This is a genomic window from Pseudomonas sp. BF-RE-22, from assembly GCF_019956155.1.
GTDB classification, from domain to species: Bacteria; Pseudomonadota; Gammaproteobacteria; order Pseudomonadales; family Pseudomonadaceae; genus Aquipseudomonas; species Aquipseudomonas migulae.
In genome coordinates this window covers 234,027-254,947 of record NZ_JAHBDD010000022.1, presented here as the reverse complement: position 1 = coordinate 254,947, position 20,921 = coordinate 234,027, and the positions used below count along the sequence as shown (strand labels likewise).

Below are 20,921 nucleotides of genomic sequence, written 5' to 3'. Positions count from 1 at the left end.
GCTCCTAGCCTCTAAGGATCGTTGCCATGAAAAAGCCCTCACCCAATCCGCCAGATGCGGAAATCACCTCCCCCCAAAACTCATTCACCCTGAAAGCCTTGATCCCGCCCCACACCCCCAGCCATCTATTCACCGTCGTCCCCGACATCAACACCGAAACCCTTTTGGTCCACGCCAGCGAATCCCTCGCCTCCGCCAGCGTCATGGCCAGCGACCTCGCCGGATTTCTCGACGGCCCCCACCGCAACACCCTGCTGGGCATTCAACAAGTCATAATGCTCGGCGAACTGGCCGTCAACCGCGCGCTGGATAACATCGACCCGCAGGATTAGGCCCCCCCAATCTGTAGGAGCCGGCTTGCCGGCGATCCAGGCAACGCGGTGCATCAGACGGACCGAGGTGCCTGGATCGCCAGCAAGCCGGCTCCTACAAATTTGCGTACGAAGTGCCTTTTGCGCATCACCCATCCAACAGGGGAAATGCGTGCATCCGAACCATCCGGGCACTCGCACAAAAGCGCGGAAGAATGTTAGCGTGCTTGGCATTCTCCACGCCCGACGAGCCCGCCTCCCATGAAAAAGACCGTCCTCGCTTTCAGCCGCGTCACTCCCGCCATGATCGAACGCCTCCAGCAGGATTTCGACGTCATCGTGCCTGACCCGAAAAAAGGCGACATCAACGCCCAATTCAACGAGGCCCTGCCCCATGCCCACGGTTTGATTGGCGTGGGTCGCAAGCTCGGTCGCGCACAACTGGAGAACGCGAGCAGCCTGGAAGTGGTGTCCAGCGTCTCGGTGGGCTACGACAACTACGACGTCGCGTACTTCAACGAGCGCGGGATCATGCTGACCAACACGCCGGATGTGCTGACCGAAAGCACCGCCGACCTGGCCTTCTCCCTGATCATGAGCAGCGCCCGCCGCGTCGCCGAACTCGATGCCTGGACCAAGGCCGGTCAATGGCAAGCCACCGTCGGCGCCCCGCTGTTCGGCACCGATGTCTATGGCAAGACCCTGGGCATCGTCGGCATGGGTAACATCGGCGCCGCCATCGCCCGGCGCGGTCGGCTCGGTTTCAACATGCCGATTATCTACAGTGGCAACAGCCGCAAAACGGCACTTGAGCAAGAGCTCGGTGCGCAGTTCCGTAGCCTCGATGAGTTGCTGGCTGAAGCCGATTTCGTTTGCCTGGTGGTGCCGCTCAGCGAAAAGACCAAACACCTGATCAGCCGCCGTGAACTGGCGCTGATGAAGTCGGACGCGATTCTGATCAACATCGCACGCGGCCCGGTGGTGGACGAGCCCGCGCTGATCGAAGCACTGCAAAACAACCAGATCCGTGGCGCCGGGCTGGATGTCTACGAGAAAGAACCGCTGGCCGAATCGCCGCTGTTCCAACTGAAAAACGCAGTGACTTTGCCGCACATCGGCTCCGCCACCCATGAAACCCGTGAAGCGATGGCCAATCGCGCCTTGGCCAACCTGCGCAGCGCCTTGTTGGGTGAACGACCGCAGGACCTGGTGAACCCGCAAGTCTGGAAAGGCTGAAAAAAAACGGGCAGGCGATTAAAGCGCCTGCCCGATTACAACTAAGCCTCACACGTCACAAGACAACAAATACACAACTTGTAATTTAGTCCAGCCCTTAACAAATACACTTCGCTATAGACTCTCCTTACTTACCCGCCCTGACGGGAACCCGTTCTGGAGAACTATTACTTTGAACCACTTGACGACCGATCAAACAATTAGAATCAGCAAAGCCACACTGATGCTGTTTATAAGCTTCTTTGGTTTTTTAATGTTGTTTAGCAACTTCACCGACTACCCCACCAACTACAATTACATCGCCCACATCCTCAGCATGGACACCACCCGCGAGGCAGAGAAATACAGTTATCGCGCCATTACCTCACCCATGGCCCATCACAGGATTTACTGGCTGATCATTACACTCGAAGTTCTCTTCACAGCCTTTTGCATGATGGGCACTTACCAACTATTCAAGAATATAAACACCAGCGCCAAAAAGTTTCACGAGGCAAAGAAATATGCACTGATTGGCTTACTGATTGCCGTATTCATCTACTACGTGTGTTTTCAGGTTATGGGTGTCGAATGGTTCAACATGGATGAATCACAACAATGGAACTATAAAGATTGGGCCCGACATATCGTTGATTTCATCATGCCGTTAATGATCTATGTGGCCATCCGGATCGAGCGCTGAGTGCACACGCACCCGATCCGCAACATATTCAAGCCAGCTTGCCGCTCCCCTGCACCATCGGTGCCTTGGGTTTGCGAAACACCAGCACGTTGCCCAGCATCACCAACACCAGGCCCATCAGCGCCGGTGCGGTCCATTGGTAGCCTTCGGCAAACGCCGAGACATTGAGCGCCACCACCGGGAACAGCACCGTGCAATAGGCTGCGCGCTCCGGGCCCATGCGCCCGACCAGCGTCAGGTAGGCGGTGAAGCCGATCACCGAACCCGGAATGACCAGGTACAGCAGCGAGCCGATGTAACGCGCATTCCATTCCATCTCGAACGGAATGCCTTTGACCAGGCACCACACCGACAGCATCGCCGCGCCATAGGCCATGCCCCAGGCATTGGTTGTCAGCGGCTTGAGCCCGGCCTTCTGTTGCAGGCTGGACAGCATGTTGCCCGCCGAGAAGCACAGCGTGCCCAACAAGGCCAGGCCCAGGCCCAGCAAGGTTTCCGGGCTGGCGGTGTGGCCGGCCAGCTCCGGCCAGAACAGCAAACCCAGCCCGAACAAACCGAGCGCGCCACCCAACAGGACGTTGCGGGCGATTCTCTGGCCGAAGAACACCCGCGCATTCAGGGCATTCCACAGCGTGGCAGTGGAAAACACCACGGCTACCAGGCCACTGGGGATCCATTGGCTGGCCGTCAGGAAGCACATGAAGTTGATGCAAAACAGGCACAGGCCCTGCGCCAGGCAGATCAGGTGTCCGCGACGGTTCATCACTTGCAGCTTGCGGCTGAGCAACAGCATCACGAACAGCACCAGCGCGGCGAGGCCGAAGCGATAGACGATCGACACCGGAATGGCCACCACGCCCAGTTGCCATTTCAAGGCAATCCAGGTGGTGCCCCAGATCAGCACGGTCAGCAAATACAGCGAAAGGTTCATGGCGAAGGCTCCTCAATAGGTGCCCAGTGTCCTGCGCCAAACTTTTTCGTACTTGCATAAACTTGCGCTTTTGTCGGCCCGGAGGCTGGCAGGCCAACGTCTACGGAGTAGGATGCGAAGCGTTGGAGAAACGATCATGCCCGCACGAGTGTCCTGTCTCGCGAATACGTTCCTTTGTGACGAGGGGCTGTTGCTGTCAGGCAAGGCGCCGCGACGAGTCATAGCTCGCTATGGCGAGGAGCGGCAACGCAGCATGACGGCAACAGACACCGTCACAAAGGAACAGTATTTGCGAGACAGGACACTTGATTCCCTGCAAGTCTTTCAAGCCCTCAACCGCTCGCCCAATGCTCGCCTCGAGCACAGCGCCGAGCTCGGTGACGGCATGGCTGCAGCCTTGTGGAGCAACCATCACGACGCCCAGGATTACGAAGCGCCGAGCCATCACACGTTGTCCTGTTACATCGCGGGCGGCACCGGCACTTTTCGCCGCGACCAGCCCGGCACCAAGGGCGGTCCGGACAAACTGTGCATTCTGCCGGCCGACCATCAGTCAGGCTGGGTGATCAATGGCGACATTCGTCTGGCCCATCTGTATTTCAGCCCGGAACAGTTCGCCCTCGGTTGCGTCACGTTGCTGGACCGCGAACCTCGCGAATTGCAGTTGCGCGAAGGGACTTTTCTCGACGACCCGCAGCAAGCCCGGCGCTTTCGCCAGATGCTCACGCTCAACTGGAATGAACCCGGCGAACGCCTGCTCACCAGCAGCCTGGCCCATGAAATGCTCAGCCACGTGTTGCTCGGCCAGGTCGGCATGCGCGACGGCTTGCGGCTCAAGGGCGGATTGGCGGCGCACCAGCGCCGGCAGCTGGTCGAGTTCATCGACAATCAGTTGGCCGAAGCCATCAGCCTCGGGCAGTTAGCGGGGTTGTGTGCGCTGTCGGAGTATCACTTTGCGCGGATGTTCCGGGAGAGCTTTGGTTTGCCGCCACATCAGTATGTGTTGGCAAGGCGACTGAGTCGGGCGCGGGAGTTGTTGCGTTCGACATCGCAGCCGTTGGGGGAGATTGCATTGGCGTGCGGGTTTGCCAGTGCGAGTCATTTCACCAATCGGTTTCGGCAGGTTCTCGGTGGGACGCCTGGCGAGTATCGGCAGGCGTTTTTGCGCTGACCCGGAAGCCGCCTTCGCGGGCAAGCCTCGCTCCTACAGGGATGTGTGTTGATTGCGAAAATTGGACTCGACACGATTCCTGTAGGAGCGAGGCTTGCCCGCGAAGAACGATAACGCGGTCTGTGATCAGAACTCCAAAGTGCTGGACAACGAAACCTGCCGCGAATCCCCCATCGACACAAAGAACCGGCTAGCCGCCGAGGTGTAGTAAGTGCGGTCAAACAGGTTCTTCACGTTAAGCTGGAACTTGACCTTCTGCCCCTCGACCTTGGTGTCGTAGGTGGCGAATGCATCGGCCACGGTGTAGCTCGGCAGGTCGAAATCGTTCACCGCGTTACCCGCCCGCTCACCGACATATCGCGCGCCCGCGCCGACCCGCAATTGATCGCCACCAACAATGGTGCCGAAGTCATAGACCGCCGACAGCGAGCCGGTGTTCTTCGCCACGTTTTGCAGTTTTTTGCCTTTGTAGTCCGGGTCTTCGGTGACTTCGGCATCGGTGTAGGCATAGCTGCCGATCATGCTCCAGCGGTCGCTGAGCTGACCGCTCAGGTCCACTTCCAGCCCCCGGGAACGCACTTCGCCGGCGGCGCTGTAAAGGGTCACCGGACCTTCGGCATTGGCCACCAGCACGTTGCGCTTCTTGATGTCGAACAGGGCGACGTTACCCGTCACACGCCCCGGAATATCCAGCTTGGCGCCGACTTCCCAGGACTTGGCTTCTTCCGGCGCGATGCTGCCGTCGAGCACGGTGCTGCTGCCGCTCAACGGGGCGATGGTCGAGTTCGGTTTGAACGATTCGGTGTAGCTGCCGTAGAACGACAACGCGTCGGTGTACTTGTAGACAAGGCCGGCACGCGGCACCCATTTTTGCCCGTTGCTGTCGGTGTTGGCCTTGAACGGCACGCCTTTGCCGGCGTACTGGTCGTACTCCTGGAAACGGCCGCCGGCCACCAGAATCCACTGGTCGGTGAGGTGGATCGAGTCCTGCAGAAACAGCGAATCGCTGCGCAGCAGATCGGTCTGTGCGCTGTCCGCCGGGCTGACGGAGGTGCCGGCGACTTCACGGCCATAGACCGGGTTGAGGTAGCTGAAAGTGGTCAGGCTTTTCTGGCGGATCAGGTCTTCTCGGTAGATCTTGCGGTACTCGTCATCGACGCCGAACACCAGGTCATGTTGCATGCCCAGCGCATTCACTTTGCCTTCGAGGCTGGCCGTGGTGAAGCGGTCGGTGCTGATCGCGTTTTGCGTGCCGTCCATGCTGCGGGTCAGCGTGCCTTTCTTGGTGTCGATGGCGGTAACGCGCACTTGGCTGGCGTCGTAGGTTTCACGGTTCCAGCTGTAGCCAAAGTGCGCTTTCCAGTTGTCGTTGAGCTCGTGGTCGGCCTCGAAGTGATAGAGGTCCGAGCGCCCTTCCATGTTGTTGAACGGCTCGTCCAGGCGACGCTCGCGGGAGATGTCCAGCGGATGGTTGTCGCGTGGGTCGATCAGCGTGCCACGGTCGAACGGGGTGAGGAATTCACGGTGTTCGTAGGCGAACAACAGCTTGGTGCTTTCACCGAACCAGGCCAGGGACGGCGCCACCAGCGTCTCGCGGTGGGTGCCGAAGTTGCGCCAGTAATCTTCGTCTTCGTGGTCGAGCACCATGCGGTAGGCCAACCCGGAATCACCGAGCGCGCCGGTGCTGTCGAAGCTGCCGCCGCTGCCGTTTTTGCCGTCGCCGTACGTCGAGCCACGCACGGTCAACGCGTTGTACTGTTCCAGCTCAGGTTTCTTGCTGACCATGTTGACCACGCCGCCCGGGTCCTGGATACCGTAAAGCAACGAGGCAGGGCCCTTGAGCACTTCGACCCGATCGACCGTGGCGTTGAGGCCACGGCCCTGCACCACCGGCATGCCGTCGCGCATGATCGAGCCGTTGCGGTTGTCGCCGAAGCCGCGGGTCATCACCGAATCCTGGGTGCTGCCCAGCGTGTTGCCCTGGGTGATGCCGCTGACGTTGGCCAGCGCATCATCCAGATTTCGCGGCGCCTGATCGCGAATGACCTGGGCCGGGATGACGTTGACGGTCTGGGGGATTTCCTGGAGCAAGGCCGAGGAGCGCATCACCGAACTGGTCGGCGGTGGCTGGTAGCTCATGGATTGATCCATCACCGAAGTGATGGTGGTGGCGCCGAGGTTCAAGGCGCCTTCGGTGGGCTGCGGTTCCAGCGCCATGGTGTGCGCATCGGTGCGACGGAAGGTCAAACCCGAACCGCTGAGCAAACGCTGGATCGCCTGTTCGGCGCTCATCTGCCCGCTGACCGCTGGCGCGGTCATGCCGTACGGCGCTTCATCGGTGTAGACCACGCTGATGCCGGTGATCCGGCTGAAGTCGCTCAGGGCCTGGGGCAGCGGTTTGGCAGCCATCGCGAAGCTGAACTGCGTGCGCTGCTGCGTCGTGCCCGCTTCAGCGGCCAATGCCACGCTCAATGGCAGCAATGCCAATGCCGAAATGCTCAGCGCCGAAGCACCCAACCACTGTTTGACCGAACCCGATTTTGCCCTGGACTTCATTGCTCATGACCTGTGTAGAACCGCTACGGATGCGAATGACTCGCAGTTTCAGTCACTACACGGATGGGGCTTGGGTTTACCTCACCATCATTTTGAAAATATTTTTATTTGAGTGATGGGGTGTTTGATTTGACGCCTTCGCGGGCAAGCCTCGCTCCTACAGGGATCGTGAAACCTGTAGGAGCGAGGCTTGCCCGCGAAGAGGCCCGCTACCTCAACGCAAAATAATCAGATGCCCCACAGCCTGCTGCTCAAACCCCATCACCCCCTGCAACGAACTCAACACCGCCTGCGGATTCTTGCTCGGAAAACTGCCACTGACCCGCCGCGCCGCCAGCTCATCGTTGAGCAGCACAATCCGCCCTGGGTAGTAACGCCGCAAATCCTGCACCACGTCGGCCAGCGGCGCCTTGTAGTAATTGAGCCAACCCTGACGCCACGCCAACTGCGCTTCGCTGTCCACCGCATGCAGTTTTTCCGCCGTACCGTCGCCGTAAGCCACTTGCTGGCCGGCGGTCAGAATCTGCTGCTCGGCATGCTTGTCCGCCGTCACGCCGACCCGGCCGGACAACACCGTCACTTGCGCGCCGTGAGGTTGCAAACGCACTTCGAACTGCGTCCCCAGCACCCGCGCCTGGCCCTTTTCAGCCTCAACCACAAACGGCTCGCCGGTGTGCGTCACGCTGAAAAAACCGGCGCCACGACGCAACTGCACGTGACGCTCACCGCGACTGAAATCCACCGCGATGGCGCTGTCGGCATCCAGCGTGACCTGGGATTGATCCGCCAGCGTGACGGTGCGAACTTCCCCCGGTGCCGACACATAGTCAGCGCCCAGATCATCCACCCAGCGCATCGGCTGCCAGCCTGAACCGAGGCTGACCATCAACAACAGGCACGCCGCCATTGCCAGCGCTCCGGACCAGCGCCGAACGCTGCTGCGCCGCGAGCGATTCATCGCATTGAGGTAACCCTGTAAGGCAAACGCGTCTTCGTTGGCCAGCGTCCGCGCCGGGCCTTCGCTCAATTCCCACACCACTTGCGCCTGGGCATAGGCCTCGGCATGCGCGGGATCGGCCTGCAGCCAATGGCTGAAAGTAGCCTGATCACCGCTGCTCGGCTGGTCATGCAGCAGACTCAGCCAGGCGAAAGCGGCCTGTTCCTGAGCGGGCGTCGGGGTGACGCGTTCGAGGTGATTCACGGTGCTTTCCCTGGCGTGCGCGGTTCGGGGTCCCGCAGGCTGGCCTTGCAGGCTTCGAGGGCGCGCATCATATGTTTTTCCACGGCGCTTTGGGACAAACCCATGGCCTTGGCGATCTCGGCGTATTTGCGGCCATGGATGCGATTGAGCAAAAAGATCTGCCGCGTGCGCTCGGGCAACGCCCGCAACGCCGCTTCGACATGACGCAAATCGTTGCCGGCCTCCAGCGCGGCTTGCGGCTCACTGCCGTGGCTGTCCGGTTGATCCGGTTGCCAGCCTTCAGTGACCCGCACCCGCGTGCCTTCGCTGCGCAAGTGGTCAATGGCAATGTTGCCAGCGCAACGCAACAGGTAGGTGCTGAGCTCTTCGACCTGCACCAGCGGCCGACGCCAGAAGCGCAAAAACAAATCCTGCACCAGGTCCGCCGCCGTTGCCCGGCAGCCGACGCGACGGTTCACCAGCGCTTCCATCTGCGAACGCTGGGACAAGAACACTTGCAGGAAATGCGCACGTGCTCCGCGAGGTTCGTCGTCATGGGAATCCGGAGGGCTAGTCATCATCGGATCAATACTGCGCAAACGCGGCAACGGGGCTGACGAGCAGGCTCAAAGCAGCCATCGACAGCGCCAAGCGCGGGCGATACGGCATCAACAGCACCAGCAGCAACGCGCTGAGCATCAACACCGCACACCATTCCACCAGGCCAAGCCCCCAGCCGGTCGAAGACACCGCCGCCCACAGAGACAAGACCAGCAACAGCCAGCCACCCAGTTTCAACAACCGGCGACGATGGGCCGTCGGTTTGCCGCCCAACAGTTCGGCGTGATGTCGGTCCATCGATAAACACAGTGCGGTGAAACCGCTGTAACAGAGCAACAGCGACAGCAACATTCAGTTCGCCTCTCGCTCAAGGGTGATCGGTTGTGCACGCTGCCGGATGACGATCCTGGCCTGTCCCGAACGCTGCATTTTCCACGCAGCCCAGGCGAAAAACACACCGCTGCCCAGGCACGTCAGATCGAAACCGGCCATCGCCCAATCGCCCTGCGCCAGCGTGTTTCCCAAGTGAAACGGCGTGGTCATGGCGTTCAGCAGCGGCATCGCGCCAAACAGCAATGCCACCAGTGCCAATTGCTCGATCCACGCCGTGCGGCCCCGGCGGACCATGGCATGCAGCACACTCAAACCCCAGACGATGAAGAAGCTGTTCACCTCCCAATCCGCACGTCCGGCCATGTCGATCGGCAACACTCGGTTGGCCCAAAAGAACGCCGCCACCGCCACCATCAACCCGGACATGCTGGCGATATTCAGCACTTCCACCAGTCGCAATTCGAACGGCATCACCGCACTTTTCGCGTGTTTGAGCTGACGCTTGCCGAGCCAGATCACCAGCCCGGTGCCGATCATCGCCGTGCCGGCCAACCCGCAAATGAAGTACAACCAGCGCAGCACCGGGCCGGCGAAATGGCCCATGTGCAAACCATAGAAACTGCCGGCAATCGCCCTCGGCAGCGATTGCTCCGGGGTCGTGCCGAGCAATTGCCCGGTCACGCCGTTGAAGGTCACCGCGCTGCCGAAGTCATGGACCACACGGTCGGCACCGTCACGCACGAGCACCACCGAGGCATTCGCGTCGCCCGGATTGTTCACCGTCAGCCGCCCGACGCGCCCGCCCGACCACTGCTCGCGCGCCTTTTCCAGCAGCGGTGCCAGCGGCGCCAACTGCGCTGGTTTGTCCGCACGTTCCGGAGCCGTGGAGGCCGGGAACACCTCATCGTAAAACGCCCGCGCATCACCGTTGTACGCGGCAAGAATGCTCGCCGGCATCACCATCGACATGAAAATCACCAGGCTGCTGTAGGTGATCATCAGGTGAAACGGCAGCACCAGCACGCCCACCGCGTTGTGCCCGTCGAGCCAGGAACGCTGGCCCTTGCGCGGGCGGAAGGTGAAGAAGTCCTTGAAGATTTTCTTGTGGGTGATGATCCCGCTGATCAGCGCGACGAACATCACCATGGCGGCGATGGTCGACAACCAGCGACCCCACGGATACGGCATTTGCAGCTGAAAGTGGAAGCGGTAGAAAAACTCGCCGCCAGTGGTTGCCCGGCCCTGCACTTCGGCGCCGGTTTGCGGGTCGAGGAGTTTTTCTGTGAACTGGCCGCGTTCGCCACGTTTGGCCGGGGTCTGCTGCCAGCGTACCGACAGGCCGGGTTCGCGGGCATCGGGCAGGTCGATGAGCCAGCGCGAGGCGCCGGCAGCGTGTTGCTGAAGGTAGTTTTGCGCCACGGTCAGGCTGGCTTCGGAGGTCACCGAACGCGCAGGGATTTCCGGCTGCATCCAGTGGCTGATCTCATCCTTGAAATACGCGAGTGTGCCGGTGAGAAAAATCGCAAACAGCAACCAGCCGAAGATCAACCCGGCCCAGGTGTGCAACCAGGCCATGGCCTGACGAAAGCCCTCTTTCATGAGCGGCCCATCCAGTACGCGAGGCCCGAAATAGCCGCCAGCACCAGGCTTGGCACGATCAACCCGAGCCAGGCCCGCCATGCGCTGCGGCAGGCGAAGCACCAGATCACTGCGCCGAGGTAGGCCAGAAACGAAGTCATCATCCCGGTCACCACAGCGTCGGCGCGGGCCATTGGCACCCACAGCGTCAGGCTGACACTCGCCAGCGCCGCAACGATGTAGCCGCCCAGCACGGCGGCCAGCACCCGGGAGGTGACGGCCAATCGATAGGACACGGGGATTACTTTCATGTTTCGACCTTGAAACCGGTGAGGCCTGGGGAAAATCACGAGGCCAGGGCGGCAATATTAATGATAAATATTCTCATACGCAAAAGAGATACGATCAGCGCCGATTGCCGGAGCGGGTTCGCACCTCTACAATGCGAACAATTCTTGTTCTCTAACGCATTAAACCGCGCTCGGAGTTACCGTTGCAGCCAGCCCACACCGTCGAAGTCCTTTATCACGCCCATCACAACTGGCTCACCGGTTGGTTGCGGCGCAAGCTCGGCTGCCCGGACAGCGCGGCAGATCTGGCCCAGGACACGTTCATGCGGGTGCTGACCGCACGAGACACGCCGCAGATCATCGAGCCACGAGCGTTCCTCACCACCCTCGCCAAACGCGTGCTGTTCAATCATTACCGCCGTCAGGATCTGGAGCGCGCCTACCTCGACGCCCTGGCGCAGATGCCGGAAAGGGTCGCGCCGTCGGAAGAAGAACGGGCGATCATCCTGCAAACCCTGATGGAACTGGACCAGTTGCTCGACGGTTTGCCGCGCCTGGTCAAGCGCGCATTTCTGTTGGCCCAGGTCGATGGCTTGACGTACCCACAGATCGCCGCCGAGCTGGGGATTTCCATCGCCACGGTCAAGCGGCACCTGAATAAAGCGGCGATGCGCTGCTACTTCGCCCTATGAACGGCACCCCGGATTTTTCACCGCAAGTCGCCGAGCAGGCGGTGCAGTGGTTGATGAAAATGCATCAAGGGCCGTTGAGCCCGCGCCAGCAAAACGCCTGGCAGCAATGGCTCGATGCGCACAGCGAGCATCAACGGGCGTGGGAGCATATTCAGCGGGTCAACCAGCGCCTGCGCGGTTTGTCTTCGCCGCTGGCGCATGCGGCCCTGAATGCACCGACGTCCAGCAGCCGGCGTCAGGCGCTGAAGTTGTTGCTGATTCTTGGTGCCGGTTCGGCCGTCACCTGGGGCATGCGCGAGCACAACCTGCTGCCACCGTTACTGGCCGACTACCGCAGCCCCATTGGCCAGCGGCGCAAGATCGCGCTCGCAGACGGCAGCCAATTGCAACTCAATACCGCAAGTTCGGCGGATGTGCGGGTCGAGGGTCAGCAACGGCTGATCCGTTTGCTTGAAGGCGAGATGCTGCTGACGGCGTCCAAAGCGTTTCAAGTGCGCACGGCACAAGGCCTGTTGAAAACCGAAGGGGCGCGCCTGAACGTTCGGCAGTTTGCGGATCGCACTCAGGTCGCGGTGTTTGAAGGCCATGTTGAATTGACGCCTGATGGCGGTTCTCCCTGGGTACTGCAAAGCGTCCGGCAGTTGAGTTTTGATGCTCGCGGAGTCGGCAACCCCGCGCCTCTGGATGCCAACAGCGGCGCCTGGGCGGACGGCATGCTGGTGGCTGCGCACATGCGTCTTGGCGATTTCCTTGAGGAACTTGGCCGCTATCGTCGCGGGCAGTTGAACTGCGATGCGAAAGTTGCGGACTTGTTGATCTCCGGGACTTATCCACTGGACGACAGCGAGCGGATTCTGGATCTGCTGGAAATCAGTTTGCCGGTGAAGGTGAAGCGCTTTACGCGGTATTGGGTAACCGTCGAATCGCGCGCCTGACTCTTGTAGGAGCCGGCTTGCTGCGGGCGGCGTTCCGACGATCGGCACGCCGCGGTCTGTCTGATACACCGCCTTCGCCGGCAAGCCAGGCTCCTACAGTTACGGTGTTTGTTCAGAAATCCTGTGGCAGCGGGGTTGCTTGCGAAAGCCCCAAAAAATATTCACACAACCGTGAGCCGTTTTTCAGATCTGGCGTGACAGAGAAGGAAAGCCACCTTGATTCCACCTTCTCAGGATCGTCCTCCATGCACCCCACCCGCCTCACCCCGCTGGCCCGCACCTTGCGCCAACTCTTGCTGGGCGCCAGCCTGAGCTTCGGCGCGTTGCCACTCGTCCACGCAGACGATGCCAAGCCGTACCACATCGCGCCATCGTCGCTGGAAAACGCCCTCAACCAGTTCGGCCGTGAAGCCGGCGTGTTGATTTCGTTTGGCTCGCAAGTCACCAGCGGTGTGCAGAGTCGTGGCCTGGAGGGCAACTACACCGCCGAACAGGGCTTGAACGCCTTGCTCGAAGGCACCGGCCTGCAGGCCCGCGCCGAAGGCAACAACGCGTTCAGCCTGCAACCGGTGGGCAATGCTGCGCTGGAGCTGGACACGTCCAAAGTGGTCGGCGACTGGCTCGGCGATGCGCAGCAAATCAACGTCTTCGAGCATCCCGGCGCGCGTGACGTGATCCGTCGCGAGGAATTCGAACGCCAGGGCGCAACCCAGGCCAGGGACGTGCTCAACCGCATCCCCGGCGTCAACGCGCCGGACAACAACGGCACCGGCAGCCATGACATGGCGCTGAACTTCGGCATTCGTGGTCTCAATCCGCGCCTGGCATCGCGCTCGACGGTGTTGATGGATGGCATCCCGGTGCCCTTCGCACCTTACGGTCAGCCACAGTTGTCGTTCGCGCCGATCAGCATGGGCAACATGGACGCGGTCGACGTGGTGCGCGGCGGCGGCGCGGTGCGTTACGGCCCGCAAAACGTCGGCGGCGTAGTCAATTTCGTGACCCGCGCGATTCCCGACGAGCCTACGGTGAAAGGCGGTTTCCAGACCGAAACCAGCCCCTCCTCCAGCCACGACGGTTTCAAGACCACCGGCAACCTGCTGGCCGGCGGCACTGGCGACAACGGCCTGGGCGGCGCGTTGTTGTATTCCGGCACACGCGGTGGCGACTGGCGTGAACACAGCGACACCGAGATCGACGACCTGATTCTCAAAGGCAAATACCAGCTCGACGACGCCAACAGCTTCAACGCCATGGCCCAATATTACGAAGGCAAGGCCGACATGCCCGGTGGCCTGAACGTTGCCGATTACGATGCCGATCCGTACCAGTCGACCCGCCCGAAAGATCAGTTCTGGGGTCGCCGGACGATGTTCAATTTCGGCTATCGCTATCAGGAAGATCGCCGCGAATTCACCGCCAACACCTTCTTCACCAAAACCCTGCGCAGCGGCTATCTGGATCAGGGCACGTTCCTGTCGCTGTCACCGCGCGAATACTGGGTACGTGGCCTGGAAACCCGCTTCGCCCAGGGTTTTGATGTCGGCCCGACCAGCCATGAAGTCGGTGTCGGCTATCGCTACATCAACGAGGCCGGCCACGAACTGCGCTATCGCACGCCGATTGCCAGCAACCAATACCCGACCACCAACAGCCGCAACGACCGCGATACGCGCGGCGGCACCGAGGCCAACGCGTTCTTCGTCGATGACCGGATCGACATCGGCAAATGGACTGTGACGCCGGGTATCCGCTACGAAATGATCGAATCGCAACAGACCAACAACCTGACGAACGAGAAATACAAGGGCGACTACAACACCGCCCTGCCGGCGCTGAACGTGCTCTATCACCTGAGCGACAGCTGGAACCTCTACGCCAACACCGAAGGCTCGTTCGGCAGCGTGCAATACAGCCAGATGCCAAACCGCGTGACCAGCGGCGAAGTCAAACCGGAAAAGGCGCGCACCTGGGAACTGGGCACCCGCTACGACAACGGTGCGTTACGCGCGGAAATCGGCGCGTTCCTGATCAACTTCGACAATCAGTACGAAAGTAATCAGACCAACGATTCGGTGATCGCTCGGGGCGAGACTCGCCATCAAGGCATCGAAACCAGCGTCAATTACGCACTCGATGATTTGAGCCCGTCACTGGCCGGTTTCGATGTCTACGCCACGTACGCCTATGTGGACGCGACCATCCGCGAAGACGGGCCGAACAAGGGCAATCGTGTGCCGTTCTCCTCGAAACACAAGGGCACCGTGGGCGTCGGTTATACCGAGGGCGCGTGGAAGTTGAACCTGGACAGCAGCTATCAGAGCGACCAGTTTGCCGACAACGCCAATACGTCGAAAGAAAGTGCCGACGGCAGCACGGGCACGATTCCTGGCTACATGCTGTTCAGCAGCCGCGCGGCGTATGACTTCGGGCCGAAGTTGTCGGATTTGAATGTGGCGGTGGGGGTGAAAAACATCTTCAACCACCAGTACTTCACACGCTCGTTCGATGACAACAACAAGGGCAAGTACGTCGGAGAACCGCGGACGGTGTATGTGCAGACGTCGGTGGCGTTCTGATCTGAAACTGAACAGCCTCGCTGCAATTCACCCCTGTAGGAGCGAGGCTTGCCCGCGAAGGCGATTTAACGAGCGACATATGCGCTGGACTTCCGGGCCTCTTCGCGGGCAAGCCACGCTCCTACAAGGAATCGCGGCGCCGCGATAATCGGCACAAACAACAACGGGCCTGCAATGCAGGCCCGTTTTTCGTTGGGACGTTAAATCAGGCGTCAGCCGTTTTGTGCAGCCTGTTCGTTCTCGAGAAACTCGTCTTCCAGCAGCGCATCGGCTGCACGCCTCTCGAACGGCACCACAGCGGCACGTGGTTTGCCCCGCAGTTTGCCGAACAGGTGTTCCAGTGCATGTTCGAGTTTTTCAGCCGCACCGTCGATCGCCAGTTCCAGGTTTTCGGCTTTATGGGTGACAGAAATCGGTTGGTGGCCTTTTGGCCGCGCTTCCAGCTGGCAGCGCAAATCATGGGGACCGGGCTTGTCGCCGTTCTCGTCCCGCAGATGGACCTCGACGCGTGTCAGGTCCTCTTCATAACGTTCGAGCGTGCTCTCAATGGTAGTACGTACCCACTCCTCCAGTCGGATGCTGCTTTGAATATGGTTATCGCTGTTGACTTGGATTTGCATAGTTCATCCCTTATTTCAGCTAGCTCGCGAGAGGCCCCTCGGCTGGCCCTTGGGCGTCATCACCGTGACCTCTTGGTTACACAATCGGTCTGTACGACGAACAATTCAACCCCTGAAAAAAGATAAATTTTCATACGCAAAAAAAGCCGGACAAGGAGCAAAAGCGCTGTTAAGGTCGGGAGTTGGGTCGCTTCACTTCTTTGTCATAATTACTCACATCTGCCGCTCCGCCAGCGGGTGCAGGCTGCGAAAAACACCCGCCTCCTCTACCAGCCAGTCATGCACCGCGCGCACGCCCGGATGGCTCAGCGCCCCCGGCGCATACAGCAACACGTAACGTTTGTGATTGGGCACCGCCAGACCGAACGGCACAATCAACGTCCCGCGCTCCAGCTCATCGTTCAACAGCGTTCGCCGCGCAATCGCCACGCCCATGCCGGCAATCGCCGCTTCGATGGTCAGGTGATTGCGATTGAACGTGTGCCCGCGCCGCACGTCCGCGCCTTCGAAACCGATGGCGTTGAGGTAGAACTCCCACTCCGCGTACTCGTAACTGCCGCGCCAGGCCGTAATGTCGTGCAACAGCGGAAAGTGCGACAGGTCTGCCGGGCCATGCAACGGCGGCCGTCCGCGCAACAGGCTCGGCGCGCACACCGGGAAGATCTGTTCGTCGAGCAAGGTTGTGGATAACAAGCCAGGGTAGCTGCCGTCGTTCAGGTCGATGGCCAGGTCAAAGTCGCCCTCATGCAACGGCACGCTGCTGTCCTCGGCCACCAGGCGCAGCTGAATGTCCGGAAAACGCTGCTGCAAGCGCGGCAGACGCGGGGTCAGCCATTTGCTCAGGAACGATGGAATCGACCGCACCCGCAAAATCCCGCTGATCATTCCCGCGTCCAGTCGTCGCAATTCCGCGTCGATGCTGCCGTAAGCCTCGTTGACCGTAATGGCCAGTCGCTGGCCTTGCGCGCTCAACTCCACGCCCCGGGCACGCCGGTGGAACAGTCGAAACCCCAGCCGTTCTTCCAGTTGTCGGATTTGCTGACTGACCGCCCCCGGCGTGATGTGCAGTTCTTCGGCGCAGCGGGTGAATGACAAGTGCCGTGCGGCACAGGAAAACACGTGCAGCCAGACGTAAGTCTGGGCGTGCAATTGGCGACTCATTGTTTAGTCCTGCTAAAGGCTGTCTTAGGAAGTTTCGTTGGTCACGTAGGACCGAGGTAGGCAGTATCGCCGACATTGCGCTTGTCCTACAAAAATGGCAGCGATTTCTCTTCCATTGCTTGTATAGGCTTTAGCATGGCTATCAGTGTTTTTGATCTTTTCAAAGTCGGCATCGGTCCGTCCAGTTCTCACACCGTCGGCCCGATGCGCGCCGCCGCGACCTTTGCCCAGGCACTGATTGACCAGCATTTGCTGGACGCCGTACGCCGAGTGGAAATCCGCCTGTACGGCTCCCTTTCCGCCACCGGCGTCGGCCACGCCACCGACCGCGCCTGCGTCATGGGCCTGATGGGCGAATGGCCGGACAGCATCGACCCGACCAGCATCGACAGCCGCATCAAAACACTGCTCGATACCGGCGAACTGAATCTCGCCGGCCAAAAAACAATCGCCTTCAACTGGCAAAGCGATCTCCTGCTGCTCGACGAGAGCCTGCCCTACCACCCCAACGCCATGTCGCTGACAGCCTTCGGCGACACCGGTGAGCTGTCGGAGCAAACGTACTACTCGATCGGCGGCGGTTTCATCATCGAAGCCGCCGAAGCCGAGTCCGGCATCGCGCCGACCAGCGACGTGGTGCTGCCGTATGATTTTTCCAGCGCCGCCGAATTGCTCAAGCTCTGCAATCAGCATGGCCTGCGGGTTTCCGAGTTGATGATGGCCAACGAACGGGCCTGGCGCAGCGAAGCCGAAATCCGTCAGGGCTTGCTGCACATCTGGTCGGTGATGCGCGAGTGTGTCGAGCAGGGTTTGCGCCACGAAGGCATCCTGCCCGGCGGTCTGAATGTTCCGCGCCGCGCAGCGAAATTGCACCGCAGCCTGTTGGAAATCGGCAAGCCGAATGTCATCACTTCGACACTGTCTGCGATGGAATGGGTGAACCTGTTTGCCCTCGCCGTGAACGAAGAAAACGCCGCCGGCGGACGGATGGTCACCGCGCCTACCAACGGCGCGGCCGGGATCATTCCCGCCGTCCTGCACTACTACATGAAATTCAACCCGGACGCGTCGGACGATGACGTCGTTGCGTTCTTTTTGGGCGCCGCGGCCGTAGGCATTCTCTGTAAGAAAAACGCTTCGATCTCCGGCGCCGAAGTCGGCTGCCAGGGCGAAGTCGGTTCGGCGTGCGCCATGGCCGCCGCCGGTCTGGCCGACGTACTGGGCGCCACGCCCGAGCAACTGGAAAACGCCGCCGAAATCGGCCTGGAACACAACCTGGGCCTGACCTGCGACCCGGTCGGCGGCCTGGTGCAAGTGCCGTGTATCGAGCGCAACGCCATCGCGGCCGTGAAGGCGATCAACGCCACGCAAATGGCCCTGCGCGGCGACGGCAAACACTTCATTTCCCTGGACCGGGTGATCCGCACCATGCGCGATACCGGCGCCGACATGCACGACAAATACAAAGAGACTTCACGGGGCGGCCTGGCTGTCAGCTGGGTGGAGTGCTGAGGAGCATTCCCGACCGTCCGCAACACGTGAGCCCGAGCAAGAATAATAACGAGGCCAATAACGATGACCGATGTACGTACACCTGCTGCCGATAATCCTGCTGTAGACCTGACACGCAATACAGAAACAGCCCACAAGGGCTGGAGCAAACACGACACCACCTGGATGCTGGGCCTCTACGGCACGGCGATTGGCGCCGGCACGCTGTTCCTGCCGATCAACGCCGGCGTGGGTGGCTTCTGGCCGCTGCTGATCCTGGCGGTGCTGGCGTTTCCGATGACCTTCTTCGCCCACCGGGGCCTGACTCGCTTCGTGCTGTCGGGACGCTCCGGGGACATCACCGAAGTGGTGGAAGAACACTTCGGCATCGGTGCCGGCAAGCTGATCACGCTGCTGTATTTTTTCGCGATCTTCCCGATTCTGCTGGTGTACAGCGTGGCGCTGACCAACACCCTCAGCAGTTTCATGGAGCACCAGTTGCACATCGCCCCGCCACCTCGGGCGGTGCTGTCGCTGGGGCTGATCCTTGGTTTGATGGCGATTGTCCGCTGCGGCCAGGGCGTCATCGTCAAATGCATGAGCGTGCTGGTTTACCCGTTCGTCGCGGCGTTGCTGCTGCTCGGTATCAGTCTGATTCCGAACTGGAACGGCGCGTTCTTCGCCACCGCCGGTGACGGCATGCCGATGCCACTGTTCTTCAAAACGCTGTGGCTGGCGATCCCGGTGATGGTGTTTTCGTTCAACCATTCGCCGATCATCTCCGCCTTTGCTGTCGATCAGAAGCAGCGGTACGGCGAGCAAGCCGAGTGCAAGAGCAGCGGCATCCTCGCCATCGCCCACGGGATGATGGTGGTGACCGTGATGTTCTTCTGTTTCAGCTGCGTGCTGGCGCTGTCCCCGGCTGATCTGGCGGCGGCGAAGGCACAGAACATCTCGATCCTGTCGTACCTGGCCAACCACTTCCAGACCCCGGTCATTGCCTACGCCGCGCCGCTGATTGCGCTGGTGGCGATCACCAAATCCTTCCTCGGCCATTACATCGGCGCCAGCGAAGGCTTTCAGGGCCTGATCGTGAAAAGCCTGCGTGGCCGTGGCCGGGTGATGTCGGCGAGCTGGCTGAACCGCATGACTGCACTGTTCATGATCCTCAGCTGCTGGGCCGTGGCCACTTTCAACCCGAGCATCCTTGGCATGATCGAAACCCTCGGCGGGCCGATCATTGCGTGCCTGTTGTTCCTGATGCCGATGTACGCCATCCGCCGCGTACCGGCTTTGCGCCAGTATTCGGGCCAGGCGTCGAACGTGTTTGTGGTGTTGATCGGTCTGATTGCACTGTCTGCGATCATCTACTCATTCATGCCCTGAAACGGGCAACGTTCTTGTAGGAGCGAGCCTGCTCGCGATGGTCTCGAGAGCGCCACGTTTACCCGGTAAACACGCGTTATCGTTGACGAACATCGCGAGCAAGCTCGCGCCTACATTGTTCGACAATCTTTCCGGCATGCCCCTTGCTACATCCCTGACGAGGCAAAAAGGAATGTTTGAATACCTCCGCGAGCGACAGGCCGATGGTCCGGTGTTGCGAACCAACCCGATCATGGCCGGTCAACTACTGCACGTTCAATCAGGCGGTGACGCATCATGGACAACCCTTTTCAGCTCATCACCGATGCCTTTGCACCGGATTACCAGATCAACCTGAGCATTCAGGGGCTGGACGGCAGCATCATGCTGACCCTCTCCAACAGCGGCCGCGTCGTGGCCAAGCGAATGATCAGCGCCGAACAACGCAATGACCCCAAGCGCCTCAAACGCCTGGTGCAAAGTATTCAATTCGGCATCGCCATCGAGCAGGGTCACAGCGCAATGACCATCCTCGAGGCCATGACCGACAGCGACAATCGCACCCCGCCGCCGCCATCGACCAAAGCCCACCCGCGCCCCGCCATGCGGTTTTAAATCTCGCCCTTCTCCACTTCGGGATGCTCACTGGAACCCGCACCGGTCTTGCGTTGCGGGTGTTCGATCTTCACCGAAGGGAATTGCGACGAGGCGTAACGCACCACCAGAATCGCAAACGCCAGCAGCAGAATCCCGCCGCACAGGTAAATGATGCCCAGGTCCGGCGGATTGTGGTGCGAGACGTTGGAGATCAGCAGCCGCGTCAGCGCGGTGATCGCCACGTAGATCAGGAAACGCACCGGCATGTGATTGGTCTTGAAGTAAATCCCGACCATCGCGCCCAGTTCGAGGTAGATGAACAGCAGCAAGATGTCATCGATCTTGATGTGCCCCGCTTCGATCATCCCCAGAAACTCCATCACCGCCGCCCACGCGGTCACCGCACCGATGGCGAACAACGCCAGGTAGTGGAAGGTCTCGACGAACAGATTGCCCAGGGATTCGGCCAGTTGGTGCACGTTCTGCCGCAGGTTCTCGGCCCAGTTGATTTTCACGATGATTCTTCCTTAGCTCGGTTCGAGCGGATGATGCGGGTTGGACGTGACGGTTGTTCTGCATGCAGAAAAAAGGCCAGAGGCTGATGGTGAGATGGCGATAGGCTGCCAGTGGACACTTTTGTGGTGTCTGGACG

At 60.5% G+C, this 20,921-nt stretch carries 20 protein-coding genes; 10 read left to right on the top strand and 10 right to left on the bottom strand.

Annotation, left to right across the window (positions count from 1 at the left end; genetic code table 11):
- The first annotated feature begins 26 nt into the window (after positions 1-26).
- From KGA82_RS13800 to KGA82_RS13790, 3 genes are all read left to right on the top strand, one after another.
- Entirely contained in the window at positions 27-332 is a 306-nt protein-coding gene (locus tag KGA82_RS13800) for a DUF6124 family protein (RefSeq protein WP_223450760.1), read from the top strand.
- Between the two features lie 240 nt (positions 333-572).
- Positions 573-1,547, top strand: coding sequence for a 2-hydroxyacid dehydrogenase (locus KGA82_RS13795; RefSeq protein WP_008041788.1), 975 nt, complete (start codon positions 573-575; stop codon positions 1,545-1,547).
- 172 nt (positions 1,548-1,719) lie between these two features.
- Complete coding sequence (locus KGA82_RS13790; RefSeq protein WP_223450758.1) at positions 1,720-2,229, top strand: DUF2165 family protein; 510 nt, start codon at positions 1,720-1,722, stop codon at positions 2,227-2,229.
- Between the two features lie 28 nt (positions 2,230-2,257).
- Here the strand turns inward: KGA82_RS13790 and KGA82_RS13785 are convergent, their stop codons facing one another.
- Entirely contained in the window at positions 2,258-3,160 is a 903-nt protein-coding gene (locus tag KGA82_RS13785; RefSeq protein ID WP_223434757.1) for a DMT family transporter, read from the bottom strand.
- Between the two features lie 253 nt (positions 3,161-3,413).
- Between KGA82_RS13785 and KGA82_RS13780 the strand changes: the two genes are divergently transcribed.
- A complete protein-coding gene (locus KGA82_RS13780) occupies positions 3,414-4,331 on the top strand; it encodes a helix-turn-helix domain-containing protein (protein ID WP_223450756.1) in 918 nt (305 codons plus the stop codon).
- 126 nt (positions 4,332-4,457) lie between these two features.
- Here KGA82_RS13780 and KGA82_RS13775 read toward each other — a convergent pair whose 3' ends face one another.
- The 6 genes from KGA82_RS13775 to KGA82_RS13750 form a co-directional block, all read right to left on the bottom strand.
- Positions 4,458-6,887, bottom strand: coding sequence for a TonB-dependent siderophore receptor (locus KGA82_RS13775; protein ID WP_223450754.1), 2,430 nt, complete (start codon positions 6,885-6,887; stop codon positions 4,458-4,460).
- Between the two features lie 214 nt (positions 6,888-7,101).
- A complete protein-coding gene (locus tag KGA82_RS13770) occupies positions 7,102-8,088 on the bottom strand; it encodes a FecR family protein (protein WP_223450752.1) in 987 nt (328 codons plus the stop codon).
- Positions 8,085-8,648, bottom strand: coding sequence for an RNA polymerase sigma factor (locus KGA82_RS13765; RefSeq protein WP_008041802.1), 564 nt, complete (start codon positions 8,646-8,648; stop codon positions 8,085-8,087). The genes KGA82_RS13770 and KGA82_RS13765 overlap by 4 nt, the downstream gene beginning before the upstream one ends.
- A 4-nt stretch (positions 8,649-8,652) precedes the next feature.
- On the bottom strand, positions 8,653-8,979 hold the full coding sequence (locus tag KGA82_RS13760; protein ID WP_223450745.1) for a DUF3325 domain-containing protein: 327 nt from the start codon (positions 8,977-8,979) through the stop codon (positions 8,653-8,655).
- Complete coding sequence (locus KGA82_RS13755) at positions 8,980-10,560, bottom strand: PepSY-associated TM helix domain-containing protein (RefSeq protein ID WP_223450743.1); 1,581 nt, start codon at positions 10,558-10,560, stop codon at positions 8,980-8,982. It abuts the gene before it with no gap.
- Positions 10,557-10,850: a DUF3649 domain-containing protein gene (locus KGA82_RS13750; RefSeq protein WP_192227765.1), complete on the bottom strand. Its 294-nt coding sequence runs from the start codon at positions 10,848-10,850 to the stop codon at positions 10,557-10,559. The genes KGA82_RS13755 and KGA82_RS13750 overlap by 4 nt, the downstream gene beginning before the upstream one ends.
- Positions 10,851-11,032: 182 nt before the next feature.
- Here KGA82_RS13750 and KGA82_RS13745 point away from each other — a divergent pair, with 182 nt between their 5' ends.
- The 3 genes from KGA82_RS13745 (at position 11,033) to fecA (ending at position 15,035) form a co-directional block, all read left to right on the top strand.
- Positions 11,033-11,521, top strand: coding sequence for a sigma-70 family RNA polymerase sigma factor (locus KGA82_RS13745; RefSeq protein WP_192227764.1), 489 nt, complete (start codon positions 11,033-11,035; stop codon positions 11,519-11,521).
- On the top strand, positions 11,518-12,456 hold the full coding sequence (locus KGA82_RS13740; protein ID WP_223450741.1) for a FecR domain-containing protein: 939 nt from the start codon (positions 11,518-11,520) through the stop codon (positions 12,454-12,456). The genes KGA82_RS13745 and KGA82_RS13740 overlap by 4 nt, the downstream gene beginning before the upstream one ends.
- Before the next feature lie 245 nt (positions 12,457-12,701).
- Positions 12,702-15,035: a TonB-dependent Fe(3+) dicitrate receptor FecA gene (fecA, locus tag KGA82_RS13735; RefSeq protein ID WP_223450740.1), complete on the top strand. Its 2,334-nt coding sequence runs from the start codon at positions 12,702-12,704 to the stop codon at positions 15,033-15,035.
- 212 nt (positions 15,036-15,247) lie between these two features.
- Here fecA and KGA82_RS13730 read toward each other — a convergent pair whose 3' ends face one another.
- Both KGA82_RS13730 and KGA82_RS13725 read right to left on the bottom strand, forming a co-directional pair.
- Entirely contained in the window at positions 15,248-15,655 is a 408-nt protein-coding gene (locus tag KGA82_RS13730) for an HPF/RaiA family ribosome-associated protein (protein WP_008025327.1), read from the bottom strand.
- 213 nt (positions 15,656-15,868) lie between these two features.
- Positions 15,869-16,816: a LysR substrate-binding domain-containing protein gene (locus KGA82_RS13725; RefSeq protein WP_008025326.1), complete on the bottom strand. Its 948-nt coding sequence runs from the start codon at positions 16,814-16,816 to the stop codon at positions 15,869-15,871.
- Positions 16,817-16,951: 135 nt separating this feature from the next.
- Here KGA82_RS13725 and KGA82_RS13720 point away from each other — a divergent pair, with 135 nt between their 5' ends.
- From KGA82_RS13720 to KGA82_RS13710, 3 genes are all read left to right on the top strand, one after another.
- Positions 16,952-18,328 (top strand): L-serine ammonia-lyase, encoded by a 1,377-nt coding sequence (locus KGA82_RS13720; protein WP_223450738.1) that lies wholly within the window; start codon positions 16,952-16,954, stop codon positions 18,326-18,328.
- Positions 18,329-18,391: 63 nt separating this feature from the next.
- A complete protein-coding gene (locus KGA82_RS13715) occupies positions 18,392-19,693 on the top strand; it encodes an HAAAP family serine/threonine permease (protein WP_223450732.1) in 1,302 nt (433 codons plus the stop codon).
- 276 nt (positions 19,694-19,969) lie between these two features.
- Positions 19,970-20,287 (top strand): DUF3509 domain-containing protein, encoded by a 318-nt coding sequence (locus tag KGA82_RS13710; protein ID WP_008025323.1) that lies wholly within the window; start codon positions 19,970-19,972, stop codon positions 20,285-20,287.
- On the opposite strand, the gene KGA82_RS13705 is transcribed toward KGA82_RS13710, so the two are convergent.
- On the bottom strand, positions 20,284-20,784 hold the full coding sequence (locus KGA82_RS13705) for a phosphate-starvation-inducible protein PsiE (RefSeq protein ID WP_008025322.1): 501 nt from the start codon (positions 20,782-20,784) through the stop codon (positions 20,284-20,286). The two genes, KGA82_RS13710 and KGA82_RS13705, sit on opposite strands and share 4 nt — an antisense overlap.
- Between the last annotated feature and the right edge of the window lie 137 nt (positions 20,785-20,921).

Excerpts from the sequence above, each read along its gene's own strand:
- KGA82_RS13800 (WP_223450760.1), top strand. The coding sequence starts at position 27 with ATGAAAAAGCCCTCACCCAATCCGCCAGATGCGGAAATCACCTCCCCC.
- KGA82_RS13795 (WP_008041788.1), top strand. The coding sequence starts at position 573 with ATGAAAAAGACCGTCCTCGCTTTCAGCCGCGTCACTCCCGCCATGATC.
- KGA82_RS13785 (WP_223434757.1), bottom strand. The coding sequence starts at position 3,160 with ATGAACCTTTCGCTGTATTTGCTGACCGTGCTGATCTGGGGCACCACC.
- KGA82_RS13780 (WP_223450756.1), top strand. The coding sequence starts at position 3,414 with ATGACGGCAACAGACACCGTCACAAAGGAACAGTATTTGCGAGACAGG.
- KGA82_RS13775 (WP_223450754.1), bottom strand. The coding sequence starts at position 6,887 with ATGAAGTCCAGGGCAAAATCGGGTTCGGTCAAACAGTGGTTGGGTGCT.
- KGA82_RS13765 (WP_008041802.1), bottom strand. The coding sequence starts at position 8,648 with ATGATGACTAGCCCTCCGGATTCCCATGACGACGAACCTCGCGGAGCA.
- KGA82_RS13760 (WP_223450745.1), bottom strand. The coding sequence starts at position 8,979 with ATGTTGCTGTCGCTGTTGCTCTGTTACAGCGGTTTCACCGCACTGTGT.
- KGA82_RS13755 (WP_223450743.1), bottom strand. The coding sequence starts at position 10,560 with ATGAAAGAGGGCTTTCGTCAGGCCATGGCCTGGTTGCACACCTGGGCC.
- KGA82_RS13750 (WP_192227765.1), bottom strand. The coding sequence starts at position 10,850 with ATGAAAGTAATCCCCGTGTCCTATCGATTGGCCGTCACCTCCCGGGTG.
- KGA82_RS13740 (WP_223450741.1), top strand. The coding sequence starts at position 11,518 with ATGAACGGCACCCCGGATTTTTCACCGCAAGTCGCCGAGCAGGCGGTG.
- fecA (WP_223450740.1), top strand. The coding sequence starts at position 12,702 with ATGCACCCCACCCGCCTCACCCCGCTGGCCCGCACCTTGCGCCAACTC.
- KGA82_RS13730 (WP_008025327.1), bottom strand. The coding sequence starts at position 15,655 with ATGCAAATCCAAGTCAACAGCGATAACCATATTCAAAGCAGCATCCGA.
- KGA82_RS13725 (WP_008025326.1), bottom strand. The coding sequence starts at position 16,816 with ATGAGTCGCCAATTGCACGCCCAGACTTACGTCTGGCTGCACGTGTTT.
- KGA82_RS13720 (WP_223450738.1), top strand. The coding sequence starts at position 16,952 with ATGGCTATCAGTGTTTTTGATCTTTTCAAAGTCGGCATCGGTCCGTCC.
- KGA82_RS13715 (WP_223450732.1), top strand. The coding sequence starts at position 18,392 with ATGACCGATGTACGTACACCTGCTGCCGATAATCCTGCTGTAGACCTG.
- KGA82_RS13710 (WP_008025323.1), top strand. The coding sequence starts at position 19,970 with ATGGACAACCCTTTTCAGCTCATCACCGATGCCTTTGCACCGGATTAC.